The sequence below is a fragment of the Halobacterium sp. NMX12-1 genome (genome assembly GCF_040435975.1).
Classification (GTDB): Archaea; Halobacteriota; Halobacteria; order Halobacteriales; family Halobacteriaceae; genus Halobacterium; species Halobacterium hubeiense.
In genome coordinates this window covers 1,509,537-1,535,317 of the sequence record NZ_CP159204.1, presented here as the reverse complement: position 1 = coordinate 1,535,317, position 25,781 = coordinate 1,509,537, and the positions used below count along the sequence as shown (strand labels likewise).

The 25,781-nt window shown below is 71.4% G+C and carries 30 protein-coding genes and 1 tRNA gene; 16 read left to right on the top strand and 15 right to left on the bottom strand.

What is annotated here, in order from left to right:
* Positions 1 to 208: 208 nt before the first annotated feature.
* A complete protein-coding gene (locus tag ABSL23_RS09705; RefSeq protein WP_353633577.1) occupies positions 209 to 412 on the top strand; it encodes a hypothetical protein in 204 nt (67 codons plus the stop codon).
* Between the two features lie 4 nt (positions 413 to 416).
* Here ABSL23_RS09705 and ABSL23_RS09700 read toward each other — a convergent pair whose 3' ends face one another.
* The 4 genes from ABSL23_RS09700 to ABSL23_RS09685 all read right to left on the bottom strand — a co-directional run bounded on the left by ABSL23_RS09700 (position 417) and on the right by ABSL23_RS09685 (position 3,663).
* Positions 417 to 1,670, bottom strand: coding sequence for a Glu/Leu/Phe/Val dehydrogenase (locus ABSL23_RS09700; protein ID WP_353633576.1), 1,254 nt, complete (start codon positions 1,668 to 1,670; stop codon positions 417 to 419).
* Positions 1,671 to 1,783: 113 nt separating this feature from the next.
* Positions 1,784 to 2,935 carry a hypothetical protein gene (locus ABSL23_RS09695; RefSeq protein WP_353633575.1) on the bottom strand — a complete coding sequence of 384 codons (1,152 nt, stop codon included), beginning with the start codon at positions 2,933 to 2,935 and terminating at the stop codon, positions 1,784 to 1,786.
* Positions 2,936 to 3,074: 139 nt separating this feature from the next.
* Complete coding sequence (locus ABSL23_RS09690) at positions 3,075 to 3,203, bottom strand: hypothetical protein (RefSeq protein WP_353633574.1); 129 nt, start codon at positions 3,201 to 3,203, stop codon at positions 3,075 to 3,077.
* A gap of 46 nt (positions 3,204 to 3,249) precedes the next feature.
* Positions 3,250 to 3,663, bottom strand: a complete 414-nt coding sequence (locus tag ABSL23_RS09685) for a hypothetical protein (RefSeq protein WP_353633573.1) — start codon at positions 3,661 to 3,663, stop codon at positions 3,250 to 3,252.
* A 73-nt stretch (positions 3,664 to 3,736) separates the two neighbouring features.
* Here ABSL23_RS09685 and ABSL23_RS09680 point away from each other — a divergent pair, with 73 nt between their 5' ends.
* Positions 3,737 to 3,949, top strand: coding sequence for a hypothetical protein (locus tag ABSL23_RS09680; protein ID WP_353633572.1), 213 nt, complete (start codon positions 3,737 to 3,739; stop codon positions 3,947 to 3,949).
* Here the strand turns inward: ABSL23_RS09680 and ABSL23_RS09675 are convergent, their stop codons facing one another.
* On the bottom strand, positions 3,950 to 5,245 hold the full coding sequence (locus tag ABSL23_RS09675) for a 5'-deoxyadenosine deaminase (RefSeq protein WP_353633571.1): 1,296 nt from the start codon (positions 5,243 to 5,245) through the stop codon (positions 3,950 to 3,952).
* Positions 5,246 to 5,348: 103 nt separating this feature from the next.
* Here ABSL23_RS09675 and ABSL23_RS09670 point away from each other — a divergent pair, with 103 nt between their 5' ends.
* On the top strand, positions 5,349 to 5,723 hold the full coding sequence (locus ABSL23_RS09670; RefSeq protein ID WP_353633570.1) for a hypothetical protein: 375 nt from the start codon (positions 5,349 to 5,351) through the stop codon (positions 5,721 to 5,723).
* Here the strand turns inward: ABSL23_RS09670 and ABSL23_RS09665 are convergent, their stop codons facing one another.
* Positions 5,724 to 6,149 carry a hypothetical protein gene (locus tag ABSL23_RS09665; protein WP_353633569.1) on the bottom strand — a complete coding sequence of 142 codons (426 nt, stop codon included), beginning with the start codon at positions 6,147 to 6,149 and terminating at the stop codon, positions 5,724 to 5,726.
* Between the two features lie 270 nt (positions 6,150 to 6,419).
* Here ABSL23_RS09665 and ABSL23_RS09660 point away from each other — a divergent pair, with 270 nt between their 5' ends.
* From ABSL23_RS09660 to thiC, 3 genes are all read left to right on the top strand, one after another.
* Entirely contained in the window at positions 6,420 to 7,061 is a 642-nt protein-coding gene (locus ABSL23_RS09660; protein WP_089649754.1) for a helix-turn-helix domain-containing protein, read from the top strand.
* Positions 7,062 to 7,116: 55 nt separating this feature from the next.
* Positions 7,117 to 7,863, top strand: a complete 747-nt coding sequence (locus tag ABSL23_RS09655) for a ribonuclease H-like domain-containing protein (protein ID WP_353633568.1) — start codon at positions 7,117 to 7,119, stop codon at positions 7,861 to 7,863.
* A 130-nt stretch (positions 7,864 to 7,993) separates the two neighbouring features.
* Positions 7,994 to 9,385, top strand: coding sequence for a phosphomethylpyrimidine synthase ThiC (thiC, locus tag ABSL23_RS09650; RefSeq protein ID WP_353635372.1), 1,392 nt, complete (start codon positions 7,994 to 7,996; stop codon positions 9,383 to 9,385).
* On the opposite strand, the gene ABSL23_RS09645 is transcribed toward thiC, so the two are convergent.
* The 3 genes from ABSL23_RS09645 to ABSL23_RS09635 are packed head-to-tail and all read right to left on the bottom strand — an operon-like array spanning position 9,382 to position 11,634.
* Positions 9,382 to 9,873, bottom strand: coding sequence for a hypothetical protein (locus tag ABSL23_RS09645; RefSeq protein ID WP_353633567.1), 492 nt, complete (start codon positions 9,871 to 9,873; stop codon positions 9,382 to 9,384). The two genes, thiC and ABSL23_RS09645, sit on opposite strands and share 4 nt — an antisense overlap.
* 26 nt (positions 9,874 to 9,899) lie before the next feature.
* A complete protein-coding gene (locus ABSL23_RS09640) occupies positions 9,900 to 10,919 on the bottom strand; it encodes a carbohydrate kinase family protein (RefSeq protein WP_353633566.1) in 1,020 nt (339 codons plus the stop codon).
* A 43-nt stretch (positions 10,920 to 10,962) separates the two neighbouring features.
* Positions 10,963 to 11,634, bottom strand: coding sequence for a phosphoglycolate phosphatase (locus ABSL23_RS09635; RefSeq protein WP_353633565.1), 672 nt, complete (start codon positions 11,632 to 11,634; stop codon positions 10,963 to 10,965).
* Between the two features lie 130 nt (positions 11,635 to 11,764).
* On the opposite strand from ABSL23_RS09635, the gene ABSL23_RS09630 reads away from it, so the two are divergent.
* Positions 11,765 to 11,837, top strand: a tRNA-Thr gene (locus ABSL23_RS09630).
* A 4-nt stretch (positions 11,838 to 11,841) separates the two neighbouring features.
* On the opposite strand, the gene ABSL23_RS09625 is transcribed toward ABSL23_RS09630, so the two are convergent.
* The 5 genes from ABSL23_RS09625 to ABSL23_RS09605 form a co-directional block, all read right to left on the bottom strand.
* Positions 11,842 to 12,177, bottom strand: a complete 336-nt coding sequence (locus ABSL23_RS09625) for a (2Fe-2S) ferredoxin domain-containing protein (RefSeq protein ID WP_353633564.1) — start codon at positions 12,175 to 12,177, stop codon at positions 11,842 to 11,844.
* Positions 12,174 to 12,902 (bottom strand): CbtA family protein, encoded by a 729-nt coding sequence (locus tag ABSL23_RS09620; protein ID WP_353633563.1) that lies wholly within the window; start codon positions 12,900 to 12,902, stop codon positions 12,174 to 12,176. Before ABSL23_RS09620 ends, ABSL23_RS09625 begins: the two co-directional genes overlap by 4 nt.
* A gap of 2 nt (positions 12,903 to 12,904) precedes the next feature.
* Positions 12,905 to 13,090 carry a CbtB domain-containing protein gene (locus ABSL23_RS09615; RefSeq protein ID WP_353633562.1) on the bottom strand — a complete coding sequence of 62 codons (186 nt, stop codon included), beginning with the start codon at positions 13,088 to 13,090 and terminating at the stop codon, positions 12,905 to 12,907.
* A gap of 88 nt (positions 13,091 to 13,178) precedes the next feature.
* Positions 13,179 to 14,480, bottom strand: coding sequence for an MATE family efflux transporter (locus tag ABSL23_RS09610; RefSeq protein WP_353635371.1), 1,302 nt, complete (start codon positions 14,478 to 14,480; stop codon positions 13,179 to 13,181).
* Between the two features lie 211 nt (positions 14,481 to 14,691).
* The gene (locus ABSL23_RS09605) at positions 14,692 to 15,798 is read right to left on the bottom strand and encodes a Xaa-Pro peptidase family protein (RefSeq protein WP_353633561.1); all 1,107 of its coding nucleotides are present in this window, start codon (positions 15,796 to 15,798) and stop codon (positions 14,692 to 14,694) included.
* 142 nt (positions 15,799 to 15,940) lie between these two features.
* Between ABSL23_RS09605 and ABSL23_RS09600 the strand changes: the two genes are divergently transcribed.
* The 6 genes from ABSL23_RS09600 to ABSL23_RS09575 all read left to right on the top strand — a co-directional run bounded on the left by ABSL23_RS09600 (position 15,941) and on the right by ABSL23_RS09575 (position 20,163).
* Complete coding sequence (locus ABSL23_RS09600) at positions 15,941 to 16,147, top strand: cold shock domain-containing protein (RefSeq protein ID WP_058982123.1); 207 nt, start codon at positions 15,941 to 15,943, stop codon at positions 16,145 to 16,147.
* A 152-nt stretch (positions 16,148 to 16,299) separates the two neighbouring features.
* A complete protein-coding gene (locus ABSL23_RS09595) occupies positions 16,300 to 16,551 on the top strand; it encodes a hypothetical protein (RefSeq protein ID WP_059056389.1) in 252 nt (83 codons plus the stop codon).
* Positions 16,552 to 16,591: 40 nt separating this feature from the next.
* Positions 16,592 to 17,095, top strand: a complete 504-nt coding sequence (locus ABSL23_RS09590; RefSeq protein ID WP_353633560.1) for a metal-dependent hydrolase — start codon at positions 16,592 to 16,594, stop codon at positions 17,093 to 17,095.
* Positions 17,096 to 17,143: 48 nt separating this feature from the next.
* Positions 17,144 to 18,085, top strand: coding sequence for a helix-turn-helix domain-containing protein (locus ABSL23_RS09585; RefSeq protein ID WP_353633559.1), 942 nt, complete (start codon positions 17,144 to 17,146; stop codon positions 18,083 to 18,085).
* A gap of 44 nt (positions 18,086 to 18,129) precedes the next feature.
* Positions 18,130 to 18,738 (top strand): DUF6663 family protein, encoded by a 609-nt coding sequence (locus ABSL23_RS09580; protein WP_353633558.1) that lies wholly within the window; start codon positions 18,130 to 18,132, stop codon positions 18,736 to 18,738.
* 165 nt (positions 18,739 to 18,903) lie between these two features.
* Positions 18,904 to 20,163: a hypothetical protein gene (locus ABSL23_RS09575; protein ID WP_353633557.1), complete on the top strand. Its 1,260-nt coding sequence runs from the start codon at positions 18,904 to 18,906 to the stop codon at positions 20,161 to 20,163.
* A gap of 12 nt (positions 20,164 to 20,175) precedes the next feature.
* Here ABSL23_RS09575 and ABSL23_RS09570 read toward each other — a convergent pair whose 3' ends face one another.
* The gene (locus ABSL23_RS09570) at positions 20,176 to 21,087 is read right to left on the bottom strand and encodes a ketopantoate reductase family protein (protein ID WP_353633556.1); all 912 of its coding nucleotides are present in this window, start codon (positions 21,085 to 21,087) and stop codon (positions 20,176 to 20,178) included.
* Positions 21,088 to 21,165: 78 nt separating this feature from the next.
* Between ABSL23_RS09570 and ABSL23_RS09565 the strand changes: the two genes are divergently transcribed.
* The 3 genes from ABSL23_RS09565 to ppc all read left to right on the top strand — a co-directional run bounded on the left by ABSL23_RS09565 (position 21,166) and on the right by ppc (position 25,773).
* Complete coding sequence (locus ABSL23_RS09565; protein WP_353633555.1) at positions 21,166 to 22,044, top strand: DMT family transporter; 879 nt, start codon at positions 21,166 to 21,168, stop codon at positions 22,042 to 22,044.
* Between the two features lie 41 nt (positions 22,045 to 22,085).
* Complete coding sequence (locus ABSL23_RS09560; RefSeq protein WP_353633554.1) at positions 22,086 to 23,015, top strand: hypothetical protein; 930 nt, start codon at positions 22,086 to 22,088, stop codon at positions 23,013 to 23,015.
* 76 nt (positions 23,016 to 23,091) lie between these two features.
* Complete coding sequence (gene ppc, locus ABSL23_RS09555; RefSeq protein WP_353633553.1) at positions 23,092 to 25,773, top strand: phosphoenolpyruvate carboxylase; 2,682 nt, start codon at positions 23,092 to 23,094, stop codon at positions 25,771 to 25,773.
* Positions 25,774 to 25,781 lie beyond the last annotated feature (8 nt).

Sequence of the window (25,781 nt, the reverse complement as noted above, 5' to 3'; positions counted from 1 at the left end):
GCGACGCCGCCCGGTTTCACGGCGCGCGTTCCCCGGCAAACAGCCGCGCGAATCCCGGGAGGACCCGGCAGAAGCAGTCGTCCGCTCGCGCCCGGCGGTCGTAGAACGACCCGGCGTCGCTGGCACTCACGACTCCGGGTTGGCCTGCCCGCGGCTAAAGCGTGACCCGCATCCGAAACCCTAAGTTTCCCAACAGTAGTTGACGGGTATGGACCGCGTGAGCGTCGCCTACGACCTCGTGCGAGCGTACGTGTACGCGCTGGTGTTCGCGGGCATCGGCACCGTCGTCTGGCTGTTCACGCCCGAGCTGGTGGACACGCCGCAGGTCGCGGGGCTGTGGTTCGCCGTCGGCGGGTTCGGCGCGCTCGTGCTCGTCGCGTTCCTGCTCGCGCAGTTTACGCGCCGCGGCTGAGCCCTCACGGGAACAGCCCGCGGTACTCGTGGGCGTCGGCGGTGCGTTCGAGCGCGATGGTGTACGCGGCGGTCCGCAGGTCCGGAATCGACTTCTGCTCGTAGGCGGCGAGCATCTCGTCGAAGGCGGTCGTCAGCCGGGCTTCGAGGTCACGGTTGACCTCCTCGAGCTCCCACGAGTACTGCTGGCTGTTCTGCACCCACTCCAGGTAGGAAACGATGACGCCGCCCGCGTTGGCGAGGATGTCCGGCACGACGGGGACGTCGCGTTCTGTGAGGACGTTTGCGGCGTCGAACGTCGTCGGCCCGTTCGCGGCCTCCACGACGACGTCCGCTTCGAGGCGCTCGGCGACGTCGACCGTGATGACGTCCTCGATGGCCGCCGGAATCAGCGCGTCCACGTCCAGCGTCAGGAGGTCGTCGTTGGAGATGCGGTCGGCCTCCGGGTAGCCTTCGAGGCGGCCGTCGTTGCTCGCGACGTACGCGCCCACGTCGTCGATGGCGAGGCCGTCGGGGTCGTAGAGCGCGCCCGTCACGTCGGAGACGGCGACGACGTTCGCGCCGCGCTCGTCGAGCAGGCGCGCCGTGACGCTGCCGACGTTCCCGAACCCCTGGATGGCGACGTCGGCGTCTTCGACGTCCGTGCCGAGGTACTCGAAGGTCTCCTCGGTGACGATGGTGACGCCGCGGCCGGTCGCCTCCACGCGGCCCGCGGTCCCGCCGACCTCGGGGGGCTTCCCCGTGACGACCTCGGGGACGGCGTACCCCTGGTAGACGGAGTACGTGTCCATGATCCACGCCATCGTGCGCGGGTTCGTGTTCACGTCCGGCGCCGGGATGTCCGTGTCCGGGCCGATGATGCGGCGGATGCCCTCCGTGTAGCGGCGGGTGAGCTGCTCGATTTCGGACTGGGAGAGGTCCTTGGGCTCGCAGATGATGCCGCCCTTCGCGCCGCCGAACGGCAGGTCCACGAGCGCGGTCTTCCACGTCATCCAGCCCGCCAGCGCGGAGACCTCCTCCTCGGAGACGGTCGGGTGGTAGCGGATGCCGCCCTTGAACGGCCCGCGCGCGCCGTCGAACTGGCAGCGGTAGGCCTCGAACACCTCCACGGAGCCGTCGTCCATCTCCACGGGGAGACTCACCGACAGCGTCCGCTCGGGGTACTTCAGCCGCTCGAAGATGCCGTCGTCGATGTCCACGTACTCCCGCGCCTGCTCCATCTGCGCGAGCATGTTGTCGAGTGGGCCGCTCTCTGTCATGTCTCGGCAGTATTTGCGCATTGCATAAGGAGGTGCCGCATTGCGGCCACCGTGGAACTGGTTCGCCCGCAGCGGCGAAAACTGGCCCAGAAAGCGTCGCTGCCGTCCGGTCGCTACTCCTCGCTCACGTCGGCGTCCGGGAGCTTCAGGACGTTCTCGCGGCCGATGCGGAACGACTCGAGGTCGTCGTTCTCGCGCATCTCCTTGACGACTTGGCTGGTCTTGGCCTCCGTCCAGCCCATCGCCTCCACGACGTCCTGCTGTTTCGCGCGCCCGCCCTGCTCGCGGAGGAACCGCTCGACGCGCTCCTCGTTGCTCAACAGCTCCTCTGGGGGCTCGGTCTCCGACGCCGCGCCCGCGGTCGCGGCCGCCTCCCCGGCGGACTCCTCGACGCCGGTCGCTTCGTCACCGGCGCCGCCGCCACCGCCGCCGGCGTCGGTTGGCTCCGCGGCTCCACCCGCGCCGTCGTCCTCGCGGCGCAGGTAGAGCCAGCCCGCCGCGCCGACGACGAGCACTGCCACGACCGCGCCTACGAGCGCCGGCAGCACGACACCGCTCTCGCCGCTCGACGCCGCCGCGGTCGTCGTCTCTGTCGGCTCGCTCGGCTCGGTCGTCGTCGGCGCCGGTTCGAGGACGAGGCGCGGCTGGCCGGTGCCGAAGTCCGCCGGCCCGGTCCACCGCACGGACGTCGCCGTCTCCTCGTCGGCGACCGGGTCGACGTCCGTCGCCGCGTAGCCGTCCGGCCACGAGAACTGCATCGAGGTCTCGTTGTTCAGGTAGAACCCCTCCAGCGCGTCCCCGGCGACGACGCGCTCGCCGTCGGTCGCGGCGAAGCCATCCCACTCGAAGGTGTACTCGACGAAGCCGTAGGAGTCGGCGAACTCCGCGCTCCTCTGCTGGAACGCCCGCACGGAGACGTTCGCGACGCTCATATTCCGGCCGGTGGCGTTCTCCGCGGACGTCACCGTCGATGCGATGCGCGTGCGGAACCGGTCGACGTACGCCGAGCGGTTCGCGTCGATGTCGTCCCGTAGCTCCTTGAAGGCGGCCGTCTCGTTGTCCGTGGTCAGCTCCATCCGGTACTTGAACGACCACGCGGCGCTCCCGTCCTCGTCGATCGCCGCCGACAGCGTCACGTCGTCCGGGTCGAACTCCTCCTGTGCGACGCCGAACGGGCCGGTCGGCGCACCGGCTCCCGCCGCTGGCGCGGCGACCGACGCCACGACGAGCAACCCGACAACCCAAGGCGCCAGACCGCGGTCCATACGCTCACCTCCGACCGGTGCGCTTGAAAACGTTGTTATCGCCGCTCCGCGCTCGTGTCACTCTGGTTCGAGGTCGACGCGGCGACGCCGCAGTCCACGCCGAGCGACGCGAAAAACGAGAGAAGGTCGCGGCTGGCCGTCAGGCCGACGGCGCGCTGACGGGCTCACCGCAGGTCGGGCACGCCGACCCCGAGGGCGTCTCGTCGAGGTCAGTCGCATGCCCGGTCCAGCCGCAAATCGGACACTGAACAGGCTCGCTGTCGGTCATCGACGTCTAGGGGTGCGGTCGCCGGCCCGAAAAGCGTGGTGCCCCGTCAGCCGTCCGCGGATTGCTCGGGCGCCGCCAGCGCCGTGAACTCCACGTCGTGGTCGAGCATGTACTCGCGGAACTCCCCGACCATCGCCGGCAGGGCGCCGAGAATCCCGCGCTCGAAGGAGACGACGACCACCTCGTCCTCGATGAACCCCGTGAACAGCACCATGTCGTCGGCGACCTTCACGAGCTGGGTGACGTTTTCGGCACCCATCTGCGCCTCGTAGGCGGTCTTCGCGACGAGTTCCTGGAGTTCGTCGTCGGCGGCGTCGGCGTCCGCCTCGGTCCACTCCAAGTCCTCGCGCTCGTGGAGGACGTCCTGCTCGCGGGTGTCGGGGTCGATGCGGACGAAAAAGCGCACCTTCTGTCCGGCGTGCGAGACGACGATGTCGCACATCTCCTCGGCGTAGCCCATACCCAGTGTGCGGGTGGCTACCAAATAGAACTGTGGGCGGTAGCTTTTGTGGGACGCGGCCGACGCCTCGCGCATGGTCGTCTCCACCACGTCGCTCTGGGACGAGTTCCCCGACGACTCGCTGCGCGAGTACGACGACGCGGTCGTCTACGGCGACCGGGACGGCGACGTCGTGCTCCACGAGGGTCCCGCGCGAGTCCTGCCGAACGGCTGGGTCGAACTCCCCTCCGGGCGGCTCGTCTCCCCGGACGCCGCCCACCACATCGACCCCAAGCCCGGCGAGTAGTCAGTACGCCTCGGCGAACTCGCGGGCGCGCTCCCGGATGCCCGCGTCGTCCATGCGGACGTGCTCGCCGTCCCGGTACAGAATCTCGCCGTCGACCACCGTGAGCGTCACGTCGTCGCCGTGCGCCGCGAACGCGAGGTGGGAGTAGGGGTCGTGAATCGGCGTCGAGCGCGCGTTGTCAGTCGTGAGCCCGACGACGTCTGCCTTCCATCCCTCGCGGAGCTTCCCCACGTCGTCGAAGCCCGCGGCCGCCGCGCCGTTCCGCGTGGCCATCTCGAAGACAGTGCGCGCGGGAATCGCGGTCGGGTCCAGCTCCTCGACCTTCCCGAGGAGGCTGGCCTGCCGCATCTCCGTGAACGCATCCAGCGTGTTGTTGCACGGCGGGCCGTCGTTGCCGAGCGCGACGTTGATGCCGCGGTCGAGGTAGTCCCGGACGGGCGCGACGCCGGACGCGAGTTTCATGTTCGAGGACGGGCAGTGCGTGACGTGCGTCCCGGTCTCGGCGAGCACCTCGCGCTCGGTCTCGTCGGTCCACACGCAGTGGGCCAGCACCACGTCCTCGCCCGTCAGCCCGACCTCGTCGAGCCAGTGGACGTTGCGCATCCCGGTCTCGTCCTCGACGGTCTCGATTTCGCCGCGGTTCTCGCTGGCGTGCGTGTGGATGCGCACGCCGTACTCGTCGGCGAGACTGCGACAGCCGCGCAGACACGCTTCGGTGCAGGAGACGGCGAATCTGGGCGTGACGGCGTACCGGATGCGGCCGTCGTCGGTGCCGTCGTAGCGCCGGATGAGGTCCTCTGTCTCCGCGAGCGCGGCGTCCGTGTCTTCGAGCAGGCCGTCCGGGGAGTCCTTGTCCATCAGGACCTTCCCCATCAGCGCGCGGACGCCGGCGTCCGCCGCGGCGTCGAACGCCTCCTCCGCGTGCGCGACCGAGAGGTGGTCGATGGCCGTCGTCGTCCCCGACTCGACGAGTTCGAGGTACGCGAGGTCTGCGGCCGCGCGCATCTCGTCGGCGCCCATCGACGCCTCCATCGGGAGGACGTGGTCGAACAGCCAGTCCAGTAGCTCCTCGTCGTCGGCGATGCCGCGGCCGAGACTCTGCACGGAGTGGACGTGCGCGCCGACGAGCCCGGGCGCGAGCACGTCGCACTCGACGCGCTCGTGGTCCGGGTACGCGTCCGCGAGGTCCCCGCGGTCGCCGACGGCTTCGATGCGGTCGCCGGCGACGACGACCGCGCCGTCCTCGATGACCCGCTCGGCGTCGCAGACGACCGCGTCGGCGGACAGTAGCGTCATACCGTCACCACGTACGACGCCTCCGCCCCTAACGCGTTGCGGTCTCACCGCTCGCCGCGCGACTCGCCGCTACGTTGAAGCCGCCGGCGCGAAACTGGACGGTATGAACGCGCTCGCGCGGTTCCGGTCGTGGCTCGGCAGCGTCGAGTTCGCGGTGACGGCCGCGTCGGTCGCCGTCGCGCTCGCCGCCGTCTCGCTTTTGTTCTCGCACGTGCCGGGCGAGCGGGACGCGTTCGCGCTCGTGATTCTCACCGGCGTCGCGGTCCCGAACGTCTACGCGGACTCGTGGACCGAGCGCCTCGACAGCCGGCTCGCGGGCGTCGCGTGGGCGCTGGCGGCCTGCGGCGCGGTCGGCGCGTGCTACCTGCTCGTTTCGACCGGCGTGCGCGCGGTCGCCGGCGAGCCGGCGGGGACGGTCGTCGGGCTCGTGGGCACGTGGCTGGGCGGACTGATGGCGTCGCGCGCGGCGACGGCGTGACTACGGGCGGCGGTCCGCCGCGTAGCCGCCGACGAGCCCGCCGGCGGCGAACGCGACGGCGACGGCGAGCGCGACGCTCGCAGCGAGGACCCGGGGTGCGGCGACGAGCGGGTCGACGAGCGCGGTCGTCGTCGCGAGCGCGTAGTGCAGGTGGTGGAAGACGCCGGTGGTGTCGCCGTAGAACAACAGCCACCAGAACGACGCGCCGACGCCGGCGCCGGCGAGGCTGCCGGTCGCGGTGGCCGTGCGGAACGGCGCGCGCCCGGCGACGGTCGCGGCGACGAAGCCGCCGACGCCGCCGACCGTGACCACGCGGAACGCGAGGGTCGCGGTGCTCGGGTGGTGGTGCGGCATCCCGGAGACGACAGCGAGGAGCGCGGCCTGCGCGAGGACGCCGGCGGCGACGGCGAGGGCGATGCGACGCACGCCGCGACCTAGGGGGCGCACGAACTGAAGCCTTCCGCCGAACGGGCGGCGACGAGACAGCGACCAGAGAGGTCGTGCTCGCCACCCGTACTTGAATCCATTACTGGGAAGGGATGAGGTTCAGGGCCGTCGCAGTCCCACGATTCGACGTTCGTAGTCACGCGGGCTGGCCGTGGCCCGTTTCTGCAACGTCCGTCCACTCTGCCGCGCTAATTATCTCGAATAATAACAGCCGTTTGATATATCCGTGAGCGGGTTCTCGGTGAGGACGTGGGGGTCATCGCCGAATTCACGTTCCGTCACCCGGGACTGCCGCTGATGTCGTCGCTGGAGGAGAGCGACGTCCGTCTCGACGTCGAACAGGCCGTCGCCGCCGACCCCGACGAGCCCGTGTTGTTCGTGTGGGCATCGGACGGCGACCTCGACGAGTTCGAGGCCGCCCTCGGTCGCGACGAGACGGTCGCGGAGTACACGCTCGTCGAGGACGCCGGCGACCACCGGCTCTACCGCGTCGCGGTCAGCGAGCAGACGCCCGTCTCGCTGTACCCGGTGGACGACCGCATGGAGGCCTCGCGCCTCGACGTCACCTCCTCGGCGGACGGCGTGGACGCGCGACTCCGCTTCCCCGACCGGGAGAGCCTCTCGGAGTTCCGGCCGCGCGTGGAGGCCCGCGGCGTCGACGCCACGCTGCGCGGCGTCTACAGCGACACCGAGAGCGCGCTCGGCGACGAGTACGGCCTCTCCGCGAAACAGCGCGAAGCCCTCGTGACCGCGGCCGAACTGGGCTACTACGACGTCCCCCGGCAGGCGTCGCTGTCCGACGTCGCCGACGACCTCGACGTCTCCCCGCAGGCGGCCAGCGAGCGCCTCCGACGCGGCGTCAAGACGTTCGTGCGGGAAGCCCTCGACTGATAGGCGCGACCGCGGGACCGCGACGCCTTTGTACCGCAGGCGTCCACCGAGTAGTATGCGCGTCGAGAACTCGTTCATCCCCGCGCCCGGCGTCGGTGAGACGACGGAGCGGCGGCTCTGGGAGCACGGCGTCACGCACTGGGACGACTTCGACGCCAGCGCCCCCGGCGTCGGCGAGGCGACCGCCGAGAACGTCCACGCGTTTATCGACGACGCCCGCGCGGCGCTGGACGCCGGCGACACCCACTTTTTCGCGGAGGCGTTCCCGAACAACGCGCTCTGGCGGCTCTACGAGAACGTCGCCGACGACGTGGCGTACTTCGACATCGAGACCACCGGTCTCGACAAGCGCTCCAGTGACGTGACGACGGTGAGCGTCCACCGCGGCAACAGCACGGAGACGCTCGTGCGCGGCGACGACCTCACCAGCGAGAACCTCGCGGAACTGCTTGACGCCTCGCTCGTGGTGTCGTTCAACGGGAAGCGCTTCGACCAGCCGTTCGTCGAGCACAACTACGACGTGGAACTCGATGCCCCGCACCTCGACTTGATGTACCTCTGTCGCCGCCTCGACCTGACGGGCGGGCTCAAGCAGGTCGAGCAGGACCTCGGCATCGACCGCGGCGGGATGGACGTCGACGGCCGCGAGGCCGTGCGGCTCTGGCACCGCTACGAGGACGGCGACGAGGCCGCCCTCGACCGGCTCGTGGAGTACAACCGCTACGACACCCAGAACCTCCAGACGCTGCTCGATACGGTCGCCGACCGGCTCCACGAGGAAGTGTTCGAACCGCACGCCTGAGGACCCGCTTTCTCCCGCGCTCGCGCGTCTCGGCCCGGGCCACCACCACGTTTTATTACCTAGTTTTACAACCTAGTTATTCATGCCGACGCAGCTCGAACACGCCCGCGACGGGACGGTCACGCCCGCCATGGAACGAGTCGCCGAGCGCGAGAACCGCGACCCAGAGTTCGTCCGCCAGCAGGTCGCCGACGGGCAGGCCGTCGTCCCGAACAACCACGCCCACGACGCCCTCGACCCGATGATAATCGGCCGGGAGTTCGCGACGAAGGTCAACGCCAACATCGGGAACAGCGAGACCACCAGCAGCCGCGAGGAGGAACTGCAGAAGCTCCACACGGCGGTCCACTACGGCGCGGACACCGTGATGGACCTCTCGACGGGCGCGAACCTCGACGAAATCCGGGAGATGCAGATCGAGCACTCCCCGGTCCCGGTGGGGACGGTCCCCATCTACGAGGCCGTCACGCGCGTCGACGACGTGGCCGACATCACGCCCGACCTCCTGCTCGACGTCATCGAGAAGCAGGCCGAGCAGGGCGTCGACTACATGACCGTCCACGCGGGCGTGCTCGCCGAGCACCTCCCGCTGACGGACGGCCGCACCACCGGCATCGTCTCCCGCGGCGGGTCGATTCTCGCGCAGTGGATGGAGGAGAACGGCGCACAGAACCCCCTGTTCACGCACTTCGAGGAAATTTGCGAGATATTCCGCGAGCACGACGTGACGTTCTCGCTGGGCGACGGCCTCCGGCCGGGGTCGCTGGCGGACGCCGGCGACGACGCCCAGTTCGCGGAGCTGGACACCCTCGGGGAACTCACGAGGACGGCGTGGGACCACGGCGTCCAGGTGATGGTCGAGGGTCCGGGCCACGTCCCGATGGACGAGATTCGGGAGAACGTCGAGCGCCAGCAGGAGGTCTGCGACGGCGCGCCGTTCTACGTCCTCGGGCCGCTCGTGACCGACGTGGCGCCCGGCTACGACCACATCACCAGCGCCATCGGCGCCACAGAGGCGGCTCGTTCGGGCGCCGCGATGCTGTGTTACGTCACACCGAAAGAACACCTCGGCCTCCCGGACGCCGAGGACGTGCGCGACGGGATGGCCGCCTACCGCATCGCCGCGCACGCCGGCGACGTCGCGGCGGGCCTCCCGGGCGCCCGGGACTGGGACGACGCGCTCTCGGAGGCGCGCTACGACTTCGACTGGAACCGGCAGTTCGACCTCGCGCTCGACCCCGAGCGCGCCCGCGACTACCACGACCAGACGCTGCCCGGGGACAATTACGAGGACGCGCGCTTCTGCTCGATGTGCGGCGCGGAGTTCTGCTCGATGCGCATCGACCAGGACGCCCGCGACGCCGACGGTGAGATGGAGGACATCGACGCCGACACGGACCTCTCGGCGTCGCCGGCCGCGGACGTGAACCTCCCGCCGGTCGGCGTCCACGACACCAGCGACGTCCCCGAGAGCGCGGAGTTCGAGGACGACCGCGCCGACGACCTCGCGGCCGACGACTAGTCGCTGGCGTCCACGACCGTCTCGAACAGCGGTTCGACGACCGCCGCGAGGTCGTCGTCGGCGTCGGCGGCGAGGTGGACGTGACAGCGGCCGTCCGCGTCCGCGACGCGGTGCGTGACGGCGTGGAGGAACTGGAGGAGCTGTCGGCGGCCGGACTCGTCGGTCGGGCGCGGCAGGCCGTCCACGCAGACGACGAGCCGGCCGGCCGCCGCGTCGAGGTTCGCAATCGTGTCCGACACCACGACGCCCGCCTCCGAGAGCGCGAGGCCCTCGTAGACGCCCGTGTCGTACAGGTCCGCGACGTCCGCACAGCAGCGCCCGCCGGCGGCGTCGGTGGTCGCGCGGATGCGGTACGCGGAGTCGGGGCTGTCTCCGGCGAGCCGGCGACAGGCGGCGTCGTGGTTCGCGTCGCCGAGAACGAGCGTCGTCCCCTCGCGGCGGCCACCCGTGGCGGGCGCGCCGCCGGAGCGCCTCGCGTCACTGCTCATCAGCAATTCTATCGGGACACTCGCCGTTAATCGTTGTGGCTCCCGCCAGAGAGCGTCGCGGCCTCCGTGGCGTACTCCGCGATGGCGGCGCGGTCGCCGGTCAGCCCGGTGCCGACGTAGAAGGACGCGCACGCGTTCGCCAACCGGAGCGACGGCCCCCAGTCCCACTCGCAGGCTCGCGCGAACCCAAGCGCCGCCGAGAAGCGGTCGCCGGCGCCCGTGAACCGGGAGACGTCCGCCGTCTCGAAGTTCGGCGCGGCGACGACGTCCTCGCGCGTGGCGGCGACCGCGCGCTCGTCGCCGTGCATCACGACCCCCGTGACGCCCGCGAGTTCGCGGAGTCTCTCGGCCTGCTCGGTGACGCCGCCCTCGATGCCGACCGCCGACGCCAGCGAATCGAGTTCCTCGTCGTTCGCGCTGACGACGACGCTGTAGCGGCCGGCGAGCGCGCCCAGCGCGTCCACGAACCGCTCGCGCTCCGCGGGCGTTCGCACCGCGACGCCGCCCGGGTCGAGGACGAGCACGCCGCCCTCTCCCGGCCGGTCGGCCGCGCGACGGAGCGCGTCCGTGGAGTTCGCCAGCGACGACCAGTTCGTCCACACCACTGCGTCGGCGTCCAGCGCCGCCTCGCCGTCCGCCGCGACGAGGTCGTCGTACGTCCACGTGCGGATGTCCGTGGATTCGGTGGTGAGCATCATCGCTGCGTCCTCGAACTCGTAGACGTTCACGGACGCGGGCGCACCCATCGAGTGCGCGTCCGCGTCGAGCACGCCGAACACCTCGTGGTCGAGGTGGCCGTAGAGGGCGACGTCCGCGCCGAGTTCGTGGCCCTGTATCGCGGCGTTGACGGCCTGCCCGCCGGGTTCGACGCCGCGGTGCTCGGTGACGAACGAGCGCTGGCCGCCCGACAGCTGCCGGACGAACGCCTCGCGGCTCTCCGGCGCGTGGCCCCGGTTCAGCACGCCGAACCGCCGGTCGACGCTCCCGTCGGGCAGCATCGTCATCGTCGGCGAGGGGGCGTCCGCGAGCCGCGCGGCCAAGTCCATGTCCGGGCGTTCGTCCGGCGCCACTAAACGGTTCCCCGATTCGCTACTCGCCGCGGACGCGGCGCGCGGCTTCGAGGAAGCCGTCGGCGTACGACTCGTCGAGCACCACGTCGGCGGCGCCGCGGGCGGCGTCGTCGGCGTTCGCCACGGCGTACGACTCGCCGGCAACGCCGAACAGCTCCACGTCGTTCGCGGAGTCCCCGACCGCCGCGAAGTCCGCGGGCTCGTAGCCGAGTTCCGCCGCGACGACCTCCAGCGCCGCGCCCTTGCTCGGCTCGGTGGCCTTCACGTGGTACGCGAACCCCGTGTCCACGACGCTCAGGCCGTGCTCGTCGGCGAGGTCCGTCAGCACGTCCAGCGGGCGCTCGCGGCTCACCGCGAGTTCGGTCTCCCGCCAGCGGTTCACCAGATCCGACTCGCCCCAGCCGAGGTCGAAGCCCGCGTCCGCGAACCCCTCGCGGACGGCTGCGGCGGCGTCCCTGTCGCCGAAGTAGAACAGCTCGTCGTTCACGTGCGCGACGCCGCCGTTCTCCGCGATGACGCGCTCCTCGACGCCGACGAACTGGCAGAGCGCGACCGGGTACGGCAGCGCCTTCCCGGTGGCGACGACGACCGGCGCGTCCCACTCCCGGAGCACGTCCAGCACGCGGCTGTCGATGGAGCGGTCCGGGCGACTGAGCGTGCCGTCGATGTCGACGGCGAGCGGCGCGACCATACCCGGAGAAGGTGGCGGTGGCGTAAATGCCGTACTCTTCGCGCCCCCCGCGGGCGGTCCCGACCGGCGAGCCCGGCGGGTATCAAAGGGGTTATTTCGTCGTTGCCTGTACGTCGAAGTGGCGACGCGCGCCGTGGTAGCTCAGTGGCCAGAGCAGTCGATTTGTAATCGACCGGTCGGGGGTTCGACTCCCCCCCACGGCTCTTCTCAGGCGGGCGCGCCGAGGTCGGTGGCGTCCGCGCCGAACACCGATTCCAGCAGCGCCGGCACCTCGTCGGCGTCGACGCCGGAGTACCACTCGTTGCGCGGCTGGACCGCGAGCGCGGCGCCGTCGCTGCTGCAGAGGCCGAGGCAGGACGTCTCGACGACGTAGACGTGCGTCCAGAAGGCGTCCCGCTCGCGGAGCCACTCGCGGACGGCCGCCGCGACCTCGTCGCCGCCGACGCCGCCACAGCAGGCGTAGTCGGCGTCGCGGTCGTTCGTGCAGACGACCACGAGGTCGGTGAACCCCTCCGCGAGCACCTCCGAGGTGCGCTCGTTCATCGCGCGCCGAGCGGCTGTGCGTCGGGCGCTTCCTCGCGGTCGGCGTGCGAGGCGTCGTCGGCGCGGCGCCCGAGCCAGACGTGCGCGCTCGCCGTGACGACCCAGAGGCCGAGCTGGCCGACGGCGGTGACGGCGCGGAACGCGCCGGCGAACGCGTCGGGAACCGGACTCGTGACCGTGTTCGCGGGCGCGAGCAGCGCCACGGCGGGGACGAGCGCGAGCGGCGCGAGCGCGAGAACTGCGGCGGCGGGCGTCGGGAGCGCGCGGCTCGCGCGGCGGTACGCGTAGACGGCGGCGGCCGACGCGACGGCGCCGGTGACCATCATGGCGCCGTACCACAGCAGTCGCGCGTCCGTGGGCAGCGACTGGGAGACGCCCGGCGGCTGCGGCGGGAACAGGACCCACGGCGCGCCCGAGACGGTGAGGAAGCCGGCGGCGGCGAGGACGTAGCGCTTCGTGTCGGCGGCGCCGGGGATGGCGGGTTCGAGGAAGTAGTACGCGACCCCGAACGCGACCGCGCCGAGCAGGACGCCGAAGGCGACGCCGGCGGCGACGCTGACGGCTTGCGTCGCGGCCGCGGGAACGGCGGGCGCGTGAGAGTGGCCGCCCTCGAAGGTCTCGGCGAACCCGACGAGGCCGTTCCCGACGAACGCCACGAACAGCCCGTACGCGAGGCCGCCGACGGCGCCGGCTTTCGTCCCGCGCTTCAGGTAGTCGTACAGCATCGCTAGTGGCAGGTGACGCCGGCCGCGTGGCGGAAGTTGTGCATCGCGTCGTGGACCATCGGGTCCTGCGCGAACAGGAGCGTGAAGCCCGCGAGCGCGACGAACGCCAGCCCGGCGGCCATCTGGGCGGGCGTGAGGCTCTCGGTCGCGAAGTCGACGCGGTCGTGGACGGTCTCTGTCGCTGTCATCAGACTAAGTTGAGTTAGAACAATCTAGTTTGTATTTCTTTCGCTGGGCGCCGGCCGCCCGGTCGAGCGCACCCAGAAGTCCGCCCGGTCAGTCGTCGGCGGCCGCCTCGGGCCGGTAGCCGCGGCTGATGGCCTTCCACTTCCCGGTCGCGAAGCGGTAGTAGTTGATGACCGCGGGCGCGACCGTCTCCGCGAAGAACGCGAGGTAGACCCCGAAGATGCCCAGCGACGTGGTGGCGCCGAGGTAGACGAGCGGAATCGCCAGCCCGAACATCCCGAAGACGCGGCTGTAGAACGGCCAGCGCGTGTCCCCCGTGGCGTCGAGCGCGCCCGCGACGGCCGCCGTGACGCCCTGCGGGATGATGGCGAGCGCGGCCGCGTACACCATCCCGACCGCGATGGGGACACTCGCGGAGGTAGGGTCCTCGACGAACAACACGACGATGTCCCGCGCGAAGACCGCGACGAGCGCGGCGAACAGCGCGTACGTGGCGACCGAGAACACGACGATTTCGCGGCCGTACGCCTCCGCGGTAGACTCGTCGCCCTTCCCGAGTTCCTGCCCGACGAGGCTGGACGCCGCGAGGCCGAACCCCCAGCCGGGCGCGTTCATGATGCCCCAGATGCGGCGCGTGACGACGTACGCCGCGACCGCCTCGGAGCTAATCAGGCCGACGAACGCCAGCAGGGGGAAGCGCGCGCCCGTCCAGACGGAGTTGCGGCCGACCACGGGGAGGCCGATGGTGACGACATCGCGGCACGTCTCGCGGTCCCAGTAGCCGCCGAACGGCGAGACGGTGACGGGGAACGCGCCGACCAGCGGCAGGCGGCCGCGCGTGATGCCGACGACGAACGCCGCGACGATGACGACGTTGCTGACGACGGTCCCCAGCGCCGCGCCCTCGACGCCCCAGCCGAGCGCGAAGATGAACACGGCGTTCAGGCCGACGTTGACGACCGCGCCGCCCGCGCGCAACACCATCGCGGTCCACGCGTCGTCGGCGCCGATGAGCGCGCGGCTGCCGACGAGGTTGAGCCCCGCGAACGGCACGCCGAACGCGAGCACGCGGAGGTAGTCGGCGCCGTACGCGACCGCCGCGGGGTCGTCGGTCAGCAGGTCGATGAGCTCGACGGGGAAGAGGTAGAACAGCGCGGCGACCGGGAGCGTCGTCGCGAACACCAGCAGCGTGCTCGACCGAATCGCCTGCCCGAGTTCGTCGTAGGCTTCGGCGCTGAACCGCTGGGAGACCAGCGCGATGGTCCCGGCCGCGAGCCCGCCGCCGAGGCTGAACGCGGCGCCCCAGAACGGGCCGGCGTACCCGACGCCCGCGATGGCCGTCCCCCCGAGGACGACGCCGACCATCGCGACGTCCGCGGCGCTCTTGGACATGCGCGCGACGCCGGTGACGATGCGGGGCCACGCCAGCTCCGACGTCCGGCGCGCGCGCTCCTCGGAGATGAGGCCGAGCCGCGCCAGCGCCAGCCCGATTTCGCGGAGGAGCCGACTGAACGGGTTCGGGACCACGACTACCTCGTGGTCGGCGTGGCCCGGACAAAAGCGCAACTATTTCGGAACGAAATACGGGCTCGCGGCCCCGGCGCTACGCGCGCCAGCCCCGAGACGTGTCGTTGAGCCGCTGACAGCCGTCCGCGGTGACGACCACGAGGTCCTCGATTCGCACGCCGAACTCGCCGCCGAGGTAGACGCCGGGCTCTATCGAGAACACCATCCCCGGTTCCAGCGCGCGGTCGTTGCCTTCGACGATGTACGGCTCCTCGTGGACGTCGAGGCCGACGCCGTGGCCCGTGCGGTGGACGAACGCCTCGCCGTAGCCGGCGTCCGCGATGACCTCGCGCGCGGCGGCGTCCACGGCCTCCGCGGGCACGCCCGGCTCGACCGCTTCGACCGCGGCCTGCTGGGCCTCGCGGACGACATCGTGGACGCGCTCGAACTCTGTGGGCGGGTCGCCGTCGAAGACGACCGTGCGCGTCTGGTCGCTGGGGTAGCCGTCCACGCGCGTCCCGAAGTCCAACACCACGGGGTCGCCGCGCTCGACCTCGCGCTCGGAGCGGTGGTGGTGGGGTTTCGCGCCGTTCGGCCCGCTCCCGACGATGGTCTCGAAGGCGGTGCCGTCACCGCCGTGCGCGGCGAGGCGGTCCTCGACGAAGCCCGCGAGTTCGCGCTCGGTCATTCCAATCGCGTCCGCGCCGAGGTCGCGGACGTCCGCCATCGCGGCGTCAGCGGCGTCCGCCGCGCTCCCGAGCGCGTCCAGTTCGGCGTCGTCCTTCCGCACGCGCAGCGGCCCGAGCACCTCGTCGGCGAGCCCCCACGTCGCGTCCGGGAGCGTCGCGCGGAGGTCCTGCGTGAACCGCGCCCACATCGTCGAGTCCACGAGCAGTTCTCCGTCGGTCATCCCGAGGTCGTTCGCCGCTTCGGCGACCAGTTCGGTGGGGTCCTCGGCGTCCCCCCACAACCGGACGTCCTCGACCCACGTCGCCTCGCGGAGCTGGTCGCCGTACAGCTCGGGCGCGACGAACGCCGGGTCGCCCTCCGCGGGCACGAACAGGAAGAGGTGGCGCTCGCCGGGCTCCTCGCGGAAGCCGCCGAGGTAGTAGAGGTTCGGGCTCGGGAACAGGACGACGCCGGCGGCGCCGCGCTCCCGGAGCCGCTGCTGGCACTCGCGGGTGCGCGCCTCGAACGCTGACATGCCGGTAGCTCGCTGTCGGACGCCCTTAACAGTGGTCGAGTGGCGCCGCTCACGGCGACGCCGGCGACGAACGTCCACCGGGGGTCGTGGTAACTCAACTCTCGGAAGGGTTATCCCGCGAGCGGCCCTACAGTTGTTTGTAATGGCAGAAGGCAAGGTTGACTTCTTCAACGACACTGGCGGCTACGGTTTCATTTCGACTGACAGCGACGACGTGGACGACGACGAGGACGTGTTCTTCCACATGGAGGACGTCGGCGGTCCGGACCTCGAAGAGGGTCAGGAAGTCGAGTTCGACATCGAGTCCTCCCCGAAGGGCCCGCGCGCGACGAACCTCGTCCGCAACTAAGTCCTATCCGCCGTCGCTCTCAGTGACGGCCGACGTTTACTTTCTTTGAGACGCGACGCGACGTAGCGCCCGCTATGCGTACCCGGTAGACTTCGAGCCGCGAGCCGCGCGACTGCGCACGGTTTTTCTACCGGCGGCGCCACCACTCACGCATGGGAATCACGGAGACGCTCGGGAACGCGCTCGCGGGACGAGCGTACCAGCTCATCGGCGTGGTGTTCGGCCTCGCCGCGATTGCACACTTCGGGCTGTGGGCGCAGGCGCCCGACCACGCGCTGGACGCGGCGGTCGCGACCGGTGACGTGAGCACGGCGCTCCCGGAAGTGGTGGCGTACGCGCAGGGCCACCCCGCGTACGTGCTGGCGTTCGTCGCCGGCGCGGTGTTGCTCGTGCGCCAGCCCTGACGCTCGGAACGCTCTACTTGCTCCGGCCCGAGGACCCACTGTGTACCGGAGTGGTCACTACGGCGTCGCGTTGCTCGCGTACGCTCCCGTCCTGTTCGTGCTGGGGTCGCTGGACCGCGTCGTCGCGGCCGGAGCGGGGCTGGCGGTCGTGCTCGCGCTGACGCCGCTGCCGGACGCGGACCACGACCTCCCGCTGATTTCGCACCGCGGCGTCACCCACACGCTGCTGTTCGCGGGCGTCGTCGGCGTCGCCGCCGGCGGCGCGACGTGGCTGCTCGCGAGCGCAGCCGGCCTCGCGGTTGCACCCGCGCAGGCAGTCGTGCTCGCGGTCGGGGCCGGCGGGGCCGCGGCGTTCGCGATTCTCGCGCACCTGCTGGCGGACGCGCTCACGCCGATGGGCGTCGCCGCGCTGTGGCCGGCGTCGAGCAAGCGCTACTCGCTGGGGGTGACGACCGCCGACAGCACCGTCTGGAACGTCGGGCTGTTCGCCCTCGGCGTGTTCGCGACGGCGGCCGCGGCGGCGCTGGCCGTCCAAGTCGCCTGAGTCGCGGCTTTGCCAGCGTTTATGCCGGGAGTCCGCGTACGTGTGGGCATGAGCGGCTCCGACACGCCCCTCGACGGCGCGCCCCTCGACCCGGACGGCAGTCTCGACGACAGCCTGCCGCCCGCCGAGGCGTTCGCGCTGCTCGGGAACGAGACCCGAATCACCATCCTCCAGGAGCTGTGGCTGGCGCCCGACCAGCCGGTCGCGTTCTCCGACCTGCGCAAGCGCGTCGGCATGAAGGACAGCGCGCAGTTCAACTACCACCTCTCGAAGCTCACCGACCACTTCGTGCGGCAGGTCGAGGGCGGCTACGAGTTCCAGTACGCCGGCGAGAAGGTCGTGCGCGCCATCCTCGCGGGGACGTTCACGGAGCGCGTCGAACTGGAGTTCCCGGTGACCGGCGAGTGCTTCGACTGCGGCGGCTCGCTGGAAGCCGCGTACGCCGACGAGCGCCTGACCGTCCGGTGTGCGGGCTGCGAGAGCGTCTACGGGCGGTACGCGTTCCCTCCGGGAGGGCTCCGCGACCGCTCGACCACCGAAATCGAGGCGGCGTTCGACCAGCGCGTGCGCCACCTCCACTGTCTGGCCGCCGACGGCGTCTGCCCGGAGTGCGGTGGCCGCGTGGACACGAACGTCGTCCCCGACGACGAGGACGCGCTGGGGCTGGACGTGCGCGTCGACCACACGTGCCGGCAGTGCCAGCACACCATCACCTCGCCGGTCGGCCTCTCCCTCCTTGATAACTCCGCGGTGGTGGCGTTCCACGCCGACCACGGCGTCGAACTCGACACGCGCAAGCACTGGACGCTCCCGTGGTGCGTGACCGACGCCTCGACCACCTACGACGCCGACCCGACCCGTGTGACGGTGACCATCGCGCTGGACGACGAAGCGATGGACGTGACGCTGGACGGCGACCTCCGCGTCGTCGACACCGAGCGCCGCCGCGCCGCCGACGGCGACGACGCCGGCCGCGTCTCCGCGGACTGACGCGGACGGACGCCCTTATCCCTTCTCGCGCGCAATCCCGGCGCATGGAGACTACGACGGAGAGCACGTTCCGCGTGCTCGGCGCCGCCCCCGAGCGCGCCGACGACCTCCTGTTGCTCGACCGGGCCGACCACGAGCCGGTCCGCGTCGCCGCCACCGGCTACGACGACCTCGCCGAGGACGTGGACGCGCTCCGCCCGGGCTACCTCGTGGACGCCACGCTCGCGTGGGACGACGGCGACGCGCGCTTCGCCGCCCTCGACGTCCGCAAGCGCACGCTGTTCACGTACGCCGACGCCGTCACGGGGCTGTTCGAGGCCGCCCTCGACACGATGGAGCAGGCCCGACAAGAGGGCGCCGGCGTGCAGGGTCGCCCGACGTTCAGCGCGGACGGCGAACCGAACGGCGCGGTGTACGCGTTCGCCGAACAGCCCGGCGAGCGCGACGTCTTCGAGGAGATACAGACCGGCGCGCTCCCGCTGGAGCCCCTCATCGACCGCCTCGACGAGGAGGACAACTGCGAGCACGAGGTGTTCGTCTTCCGGCCGCTCGAACACGACTTCGTCATCGTCTACCTCGTCCTCCACAAGAACTCGGTGCTGGCGGACACCGTCCGCGACACCTACGACTGCCCGCGTCCGAGCGAGGCCTGACGTCGGACGACCGTCGCACGCACAAGAGCCTGTCGCACGTTCTACGGGCGTTTTACCCAACCGAACTACTAATAGTCGAACTCCCGACAGTACGCACGCTGGTCCCCGCGAGCCCTGATTGGTACCGCGACACAGCGACAGCGCTGCCGGGACTGGCAGCTACACATGAACGCGCGAACTATCACCGCCGTCGCCGTCGCTGCCGTGCTCGTCGTCTCGGCAGCGGGCGCGACGGCGTTCGCCCAGCCGAACAGCCCCGCCGCCGACTCGACCGCGCCCGCAGCAGACACCGACGCGGACGCGGCCCAGCAGTCCGACGGCGCAACGAACTATACGCGGCTGTACGTCGACGAACAGTACCGCAGCCTCCGGCTCAAGCCCGGCGAGAGCGACACGGTCACGATAACCGTCGAGAACGGCGAGGACGAGGCCGTGACCATCTCCCCGCACCTGTTCGTGCCGCCGCGCGGGGAGCGCCCCGTCAAGGAGTCGTGGGTCTCCATCGGGAGCTCGGACCTCGAAATCGGCGCCGGCGAGGAGCGCCAGTTCGAGGTCACCGTCTCGGTCCCCGAGGGCGCCGAGCTCAACCGCTACGGCGGCACAATCGCGCTCACGAACGAGACGATTTCCTACCCCGGGCGGCCCGCCCAGCCGGTCAACGGCGTCTCCCTGAACGTCGAGGTCTGGCAGGAGCCCAACGTCCGCGTCGTCTCGGACACGTACGTCCACTCGCAGGTGCAGGCCGGCGACTCGTTCACCCGCGAGATCGTCGTGGAGAACACCGGCGACCAGGCGGTCCCGGTGAGCCCCGAACTCGTCACCGAGGACCAGTACCGGCCGTACAACGACCGGGACACGCTCGAACGCTCGTGGGTTGACATCAGCGCGCCCAACGAGATTGCGCCCGGCGAGACCGCGACCATCTCGGTCACGGTGACGCCGCCCAGCGACACCGACCGCGGCGACTACCGCGCCGAACTCGACCTCGGGTTGAAGGACCCGGCGCGCTCGGACCAGTCCACGCACTGGCAGCGCGTCAGCGTCCGATTCCAGGTGTGGACCCAGCCCGACGAGCCGTTCCAGACGTCGTTCGAGGTGAGCGACGACGCGGAGAACGTGACGCTGGACCTGTCCGCGAATCGGTACCGGAGCGCGGACAGCGAGCCCGCGAGCTTCGACGTGACGTTCGTCTCGCCGAACGGCACGGAGGTCGCCGCCGAGCGCGTCAGCGTCTCCAACCGCGGGAGCGTCGACCTCGGTAGCTCCCGCCAGCGCGCGGCGACCGACGGCACGTACGCCAACGGCGGCGAGAGCCAAACCTTCGAGTACCGGCTCCCCGACCCCGAGTCCGGCGACTGGTCGGTGAAAGTCATGCCGGAGAACGCGATGCAGTTCTCCTACGAAGTCGTCCGCAACGAGGAGTAGCCGCCCCGCAGTTCACTTTTCTTCGGCGAGCCGCACGAGGTCCGCGAGCGTCTCGTTGACCGGCGTCTCGACGCCGTGCGTGGCGCCGCGCCGGACGACCGCGCCGTGCAGCGCCTCGACTTCCGTGCGCCGGCCGCGCTCGACGTCTTGGCGCATCGACGAGGGGTTCGTCGCGGTGCGCTCGGCGACCGCCCGGGTGCGCTCGACGGCGTCGTTCGGGACCGCGACGCCCTCGGCGCGCGCGACTGCGGTGGCCTCCTCGACGGCGCGCCGCAGCACGCGCTCGCCGCTCTCGGACTCGACGAGCGCGCCGTTCGGCACGCGCGCGAGCGCCGTCGCCGCGTTGATGCCGACGTTCACGAGCACCTTCGTCCACACCGCCGACTCGGGGTCGTCGGTCACGCTCGTCTCGATGCCCGCCGCAGCCAGGCAGTCCGCGGCGGCCTCGACGCGGGCGTCGTTCTCGGCGAAGTAGCGGCCGACAGTGGTGTCGCCGCGGCCGGCGTGCCGGACGTGGCCGGGGGCTTCGCGGACCGCGCCGTGGGTCGTCGTCCCCGCGAGCACGCGCTCCCGGGGGACGTACTCGGCGATGGTCTCGGCGTTCCCGAGGCCGTTCTGGAGGGTGAGCACGTCGGCGTCGTCGAGGTGGTCGGCGACGCCGGCGAGCGCGTCGCCGGTGTCGTAGCTCTTCACGCAGACGACGAGCAGGTCGGCGTCCGCGGCGGCCGCCGGGTCGGTCGCCGCGTCCAGCGGAAGCTGTTGTTCGCGGCCGTCCGGGTGCGTGAACCGGAGGCCGTCGGCTCGGACGCGACGGACGTGCTCGCCCTCGCGCCCGAGCAGCGTCACGTCCGTCGCGTCCGAGCCGACGAGCGCGCCCGCGAGTAGCGACCCCAGCGACCCCGCGCCCAGCACGACGACTCGCATGGCCGGCGGTACGGCCGGTGTCGGTAAAGCCTCCCGGGGTTCGATGGGACTTAGGGAGCGGGCGTCTGCGGGGCGAGTATGGGACTCCGGGACGCCGCCGCGCCGCTGACCGCCGCCGGCCTCTGGGGCGGGATGTACGTCGTCAGCAAGTGGGGGTTCGCGGCCGTGCCGCCGGTGACGCTGGCGTTCCTCCGAATCGTGGTCGGCGCCGTCGCGCTGTACGCCGCCTTGCGCGCGCTCGGTCGGTCGCCGTCGTTCTCCGCGCGGGACCGCCGCGGCTTCCTCCGGCTGGGCGCGTGGGTGGCGCTGACGCTGGCGACGCAGTTCGTCGGCACCGACCGCACCACCGCCAGTCAGGGGTCGCTGTTGACGATGCTGACGCCCGTGTTCACGCTGCTGCTCGGCGTCACGATGCTCGACGAGCGGCTGACGTGGCGCTCGACGGCCGGGATGGCGCTGGCGGGCGTCGGCACCGCGCTCGTGGTCGCGGGCCAGTACGGGCTCTCCATCGGCGGCGGGAACGCCGTCGGCGTCGCGGTGCTGTTCGTCGCGAGCGCGGCGTGGGCCGCCTACACCGTGGACGGCGCGCGCCTCGTCCGGACGCACGGCGCGCTCGTCGCGGCGACGTACAGCTCGCTGGCAGCGGTGCCGATGCTCGGCGCGCTCGCCGCCGTCGAACTCGCGGTGACCGGCGCGACGGTCCCCCTCACGCCGGGCGTCCTCGGCGCCGTCGCGTACCTCGGGGTCGCGAGCACGGCGGCCGCGTGGTTCCTCTGGTACCGCGGCGTCGAGCGCACCACGGCGACCGTGGTGGCGGCGTGCTTCTTCGCGCAGCCGCTGGTCGGCGGCGTCCTCGGCGCGCTCCTGCTCGGCGAGGCGCTCGGCCCCGAATTCGCCGTCGGCGGCGTCGTGATGGGCGTCGGCGTCGCGCTCGTCAGCACCGCGCGCACGGGGTAGCGCGACAATCCTTTTGTGCGCCGGCCGCTTCTCCCCGAGACATGAACCGGGACCGCGGCCAGCTGTTGCTCGTCGCGGGGCTCGGGCTGGCGCTGGCGTTCGTGGTGCTGGCGCTGGTGTTGAACGCGGTCGTGTTCACGGAGAACCTCGCGACCCGGAACCACGGCGAGACCGACGACGTGGTCGGCCACGAGCGCGCCGTCGAGGCCGGAGTCGGGGGGTTGCTCGTGGAGGCGAACACGTACGACGACGCGAACGCGACGACCGTGCGCGCGGCGCTGGAAGCCGGCGTCGGGCGGTGGGACGCGAACGCGTCGCTGTTGACCGCCAGCAGCGGCACCATCACGGCGGCTTCGGTCCAGAGCGTCGAGAACGGGACGCGCATCGCCCAGCCGACGGCGCGGAACTTCTCGAACGACAGCGGCGCCGACGATTGGACGGCGGCCGTGGACGTGAACGAGACGCGGCGCTTCGAGGCGGTCGTCACGCCCGCCGGCGGCGACCCGCTGGCTTTCGAGGTCTCCGACGGGAGCGCGTCGTGGCGCGTCGCGGTTATCGACGAAAGCTCGGCGACGAACGTCTCCGCGTTCCGGAACGGCTCGCTGGTGGCGACGCACACGCGGGCCGCCGAGACCGTCGCGCTCGACGTCACCGAGGGGACGGTGAATGGGACGCGGGTCGCGAACTGGACGTTCGCCGAGAACGTCAGCGCGCCCTACGACGTCAGCGTCGAGAACGGCGGGAACGCGAGCGGCCAGTACGGGTTCGTCGTGGACGTCCAAGATGCGGAGGCCGACGTACCGAGCGGGACGTACGCGAGCCGCGGGAGCGGGTCGCCGACGGCGGTGCCGGCGCTCTACGGCGCGACCGTGGACGTCACCGTGCGGGACGACCGCGTGACCTACCAGACGAACGTCTCCGTGGCGCCCGAGTCGTCCCCGTCGCCCGCGCCGTGGGCGAGCCCCGACTAATTCTTTACTCGCAATCGAGTGGCAATATGGCGTGGGTACCCGGGTTTTGAAAACCCCGGACGACCACCTGCGTGGTATGGATTTGCACAGCCGAAGCGTCCGCGAGGACGTCCGTGAACTCGGCGCCACGCTCGGCGACGCGATGCGCGCCCACGAGTCGCCGGCGGCCTACGACGCGGTGGAGGCCGCCCGCACCGCCGCCATCGACTACCGACGCGGCGACAGCGACGACCGCGACGCCCTCCGCGCGGTCGTCGCCGACGCCGACGTGGACGGCTACGAGGACCTCGCGCGAGCGTTCGCGGGCTACTTCGAGCTCGTGAACCTCGCGGAGGAGCGCGAGCGCGTCCGCGAACTCCGCCGCAGCGAGGCCGAAGGCACGCTCGCGGACAGCGTGCGCGGCGCGGTGGACGTGCTCGCGGACGCGGGCGCCAGCGCCGACGAGGTCGGCGAGATTCTCGACGACGTCCACGTCGTCCCGACGTTCACCGCGCACCCGACCGAAGCGCGGCGGAAGACCGTCAAGGCCCACCTCAAGCGCATCCGCGAACTCCTCGAAGAGCTCGACGAACACCGGCTCACGCCCCGCGAGCGCGAGCGGACGTGGCGTCGCGTCGAGGCGAACGTCGAGTCGCTGTGGACGACCCGGCGCGTGCGCGAGCGCCAGCCGACGCCGTTCGACGAGGCCCGGGACGTCCAGTTCTACCTCGCGAACGCGGTCTACGACGTGGTACCGGACGTGTACGCGGACCTCGACGACGCGCTCGCCGCGCGCTACGACGACCCGCCCGAGGTCCCGGAGGTGCTGGCGTTCCGGTCGTGGGCGGGCTCGGACCGCGACGGCAACCCCTACGTCACCACCGAGACGACCGAGCGCGTGCTGGACCGCCAGCGCCGCCTCGTCACCGAGCGCTACCTCGACGACCTCGACGACCTGCTCGGCGCGCTCTCGATGGACGGGACGCGCGTGGACAGCGGAGCGGCCGCGGACCTCCTCGACGACGCCAGCGACGAGGTTCCCCGGGTGGTCGAACAGGTCGCCGAGCGCTACCCCGACGAGCTGTTCCGGCAGGTCGTCGCCGTCGTCCGGGAGCGCGTGGACCGCGTGACCGACGTGCAGCCGGGCGGCTACGCGGACGCCGAGAGCCTGCTGGACGACGTGCGCGCGCTGGAGGACGGCCTGCGGGAGGCGGGGCTGGGGAAGGTCGCCGACGAGCACGTCGCGCCGTTCCTGCGGCGCGTGAAGACGTTCGGCTTCCACCTCGCGGCGCTGGACCTCCGCGACCACCGCGAGAAGCACACGCACGCGGTCGGCGAGGCGCTCGCCCGCGAGGGCATCGACTACGCGGGGATGAGCGAGGACGAGCGCGTGGAGTTCCTCACGGAAGCCGTCCTGCAGGACGACCCCGTGGTGGACCTCGAAGACACCGAGGGCGTGGACGACGAGACGGCGCGCGTGCTCGGGCGCTTCGACGCGCTCGCGGACTGGCACCGCGAGTACGGCCCGGACGCCATCGACGCGTACTGCATCAGCATGACCGAGGAGCCGAGTCACGTGCTGGAGGTCGTCTTCCTCGCGGACCAGGCGGGCGTGCTGTCGCTGCCCGACCACGCCGGCCTCGACGTCGTGCCGCTCCTCGAAACGCGGTCGGCGCTGTCGAACGCCCGCGAGATTCTGGGGACGCTGTTCGAGAACGAGGCGTACGGCGCGCTCGTCGAGGCCCGCGACAGCACCCAGGAGATTATGCTGGGGTACTCGGACTCCAACAAGGAGAACGGCTTCCTCGCGGCGAACTGGCAGTTGGACCGCGCGCAGCGCAACCTCGCCGCCATCTGCGAGGACCACGGCGTGGACGTGCGCTTCTTCCACGGCCGCGGCGGCTCCATCTCGCGGGGCGGCGGCCCGATGAACGAGGCGCTGCTCGCGCTCCCCAAGGAGACGGTCACCGGCGACGTGAAGTTCACCCAGCAGGGCGAGTCCATCGCGGAGACGTACGGCAACCCCCGCATCGCCGAGCGCGAGCTCGAACAGATGCTGAACGCCCAAGTGCGGGCGCGCCACGCCGCCATCGCCGAGGACGACCCGGACGTCCCCGACGAGTGGGTCGCGGCGATGGAAGAGATGGCCGAGACCGCCCGCGAGGCGTATCGCGACCTCCTCGACTCGGAGGGGTTCGTGGAGTACTTCGAGGCGGTGACGCCCATCGACGTCGTCGAGGACCTCAACCTCGGGTCGCGGCCCGCCTCCCGGACGGGCGAGCGCGCCGTCGAGGACCTGCGCGCGATTCCGTGGGTGTTCTCGTGGACGCAGACGCGGTGCGTGATTCCGGGCTGGTACGGCCTCGGCGCGGGCCTCGCGGCCTGCGAGGACGACGCCCTCCTCGAAGAGATGTACGAGGAGTGGCCGTTCTTCCGGACGACGCTGGACAACGCGGCGCTCGCGCTCGCGCGCAGCGAACCCGAAATCACCCACGAGTACGCCGCGCTCGCGCCCGACGACCTCCGCGAGCGCTTCCAGCCGCGCATCGACGCCGAGTACGAGCAGGCCCGCGACGAGGTGTTGGCGGTGACCGGCCGCGACGACCTCGTGGACCGCGCGTGGCTCCGCGAGAGCCTCGACCGCCGCAACCCCTACGTCGATCCCCTGAACTTCCTGCAAGTGGAACTCTTGGACCGTAAACACCGCAGCCCCAGCGCGGAGCGCGCGCTCCGGCTGTCCGTGATGGGCGTCGCCGCGGGGATGCAGAACACGGGCTGACGCAGAAC

Bases quoted from the DNA above. Each gene is read 5' to 3' on its own strand.
- ABSL23_RS09705 (WP_353633577.1), top strand. From the start codon at position 209: ATGGACCGCGTGAGCGTCGCCTACGACCTCGTGCGAGCGTACGTGTAC.
- ABSL23_RS09700 (WP_353633576.1), bottom strand. From the start codon at position 1,670: ATGACAGAGAGCGGCCCACTCGACAACATGCTCGCGCAGATGGAGCAG.
- ABSL23_RS09695 (WP_353633575.1), bottom strand. From the start codon at position 2,935: ATGGACCGCGGTCTGGCGCCTTGGGTTGTCGGGTTGCTCGTCGTGGCG.
- ABSL23_RS09690 (WP_353633574.1), bottom strand. From the start codon at position 3,203: ATGACCGACAGCGAGCCTGTTCAGTGTCCGATTTGCGGCTGGACCGGG.
- ABSL23_RS09685 (WP_353633573.1), bottom strand. From the start codon at position 3,663: ATGGGCTACGCCGAGGAGATGTGCGACATCGTCGTCTCGCACGCCGGA.
- ABSL23_RS09680 (WP_353633572.1), top strand. From the start codon at position 3,737: ATGGTCGTCTCCACCACGTCGCTCTGGGACGAGTTCCCCGACGACTCG.
- ABSL23_RS09675 (WP_353633571.1), bottom strand. From the start codon at position 5,245: ATGACGCTACTGTCCGCCGACGCGGTCGTCTGCGACGCCGAGCGGGTC.
- ABSL23_RS09670 (WP_353633570.1), top strand. From the start codon at position 5,349: ATGAACGCGCTCGCGCGGTTCCGGTCGTGGCTCGGCAGCGTCGAGTTC.
- ABSL23_RS09655 (WP_353633568.1), top strand. From the start codon at position 7,117: ATGCGCGTCGAGAACTCGTTCATCCCCGCGCCCGGCGTCGGTGAGACG.
- thiC (WP_353635372.1), top strand. From the start codon at position 7,994: ATGGAACGAGTCGCCGAGCGCGAGAACCGCGACCCAGAGTTCGTCCGC.
- ABSL23_RS09645 (WP_353633567.1), bottom strand. From the start codon at position 9,873: ATGAGCAGTGACGCGAGGCGCTCCGGCGGCGCGCCCGCCACGGGTGGC.
- ABSL23_RS09640 (WP_353633566.1), bottom strand. From the start codon at position 10,919: ATGGACTTGGCCGCGCGGCTCGCGGACGCCCCCTCGCCGACGATGACG.
- ABSL23_RS09635 (WP_353633565.1), bottom strand. From the start codon at position 11,634: ATGGTCGCGCCGCTCGCCGTCGACATCGACGGCACGCTCAGTCGCCCG.
- ABSL23_RS09625 (WP_353633564.1), bottom strand. From the start codon at position 12,177: ATGAACGAGCGCACCTCGGAGGTGCTCGCGGAGGGGTTCACCGACCTC.
- ABSL23_RS09620 (WP_353633563.1), bottom strand. From the start codon at position 12,902: ATGCTGTACGACTACCTGAAGCGCGGGACGAAAGCCGGCGCCGTCGGC.
- ABSL23_RS09615 (WP_353633562.1), bottom strand. From the start codon at position 13,090: ATGACAGCGACAGAGACCGTCCACGACCGCGTCGACTTCGCGACCGAG.
- ABSL23_RS09610 (WP_353635371.1), bottom strand. From the start codon at position 14,480: ATGTCCAAGAGCGCCGCGGACGTCGCGATGGTCGGCGTCGTCCTCGGG.
- ABSL23_RS09605 (WP_353633561.1), bottom strand. From the start codon at position 15,798: ATGTCAGCGTTCGAGGCGCGCACCCGCGAGTGCCAGCAGCGGCTCCGG.
- ABSL23_RS09600 (WP_058982123.1), top strand. From the start codon at position 15,941: ATGGCAGAAGGCAAGGTTGACTTCTTCAACGACACTGGCGGCTACGGT.
- ABSL23_RS09595 (WP_059056389.1), top strand. From the start codon at position 16,300: ATGGGAATCACGGAGACGCTCGGGAACGCGCTCGCGGGACGAGCGTAC.
- ABSL23_RS09585 (WP_353633559.1), top strand. From the start codon at position 17,144: ATGAGCGGCTCCGACACGCCCCTCGACGGCGCGCCCCTCGACCCGGAC.
- ABSL23_RS09580 (WP_353633558.1), top strand. From the start codon at position 18,130: ATGGAGACTACGACGGAGAGCACGTTCCGCGTGCTCGGCGCCGCCCCC.
- ABSL23_RS09575 (WP_353633557.1), top strand. From the start codon at position 18,904: ATGAACGCGCGAACTATCACCGCCGTCGCCGTCGCTGCCGTGCTCGTC.
- ABSL23_RS09570 (WP_353633556.1), bottom strand. From the start codon at position 21,087: ATGCGAGTCGTCGTGCTGGGCGCGGGGTCGCTGGGGTCGCTACTCGCG.
- ABSL23_RS09565 (WP_353633555.1), top strand. From the start codon at position 21,166: ATGGGACTCCGGGACGCCGCCGCGCCGCTGACCGCCGCCGGCCTCTGG.
- ABSL23_RS09560 (WP_353633554.1), top strand. From the start codon at position 22,086: ATGAACCGGGACCGCGGCCAGCTGTTGCTCGTCGCGGGGCTCGGGCTG.
- ppc (WP_353633553.1), top strand. From the start codon at position 23,092: ATGGATTTGCACAGCCGAAGCGTCCGCGAGGACGTCCGTGAACTCGGC.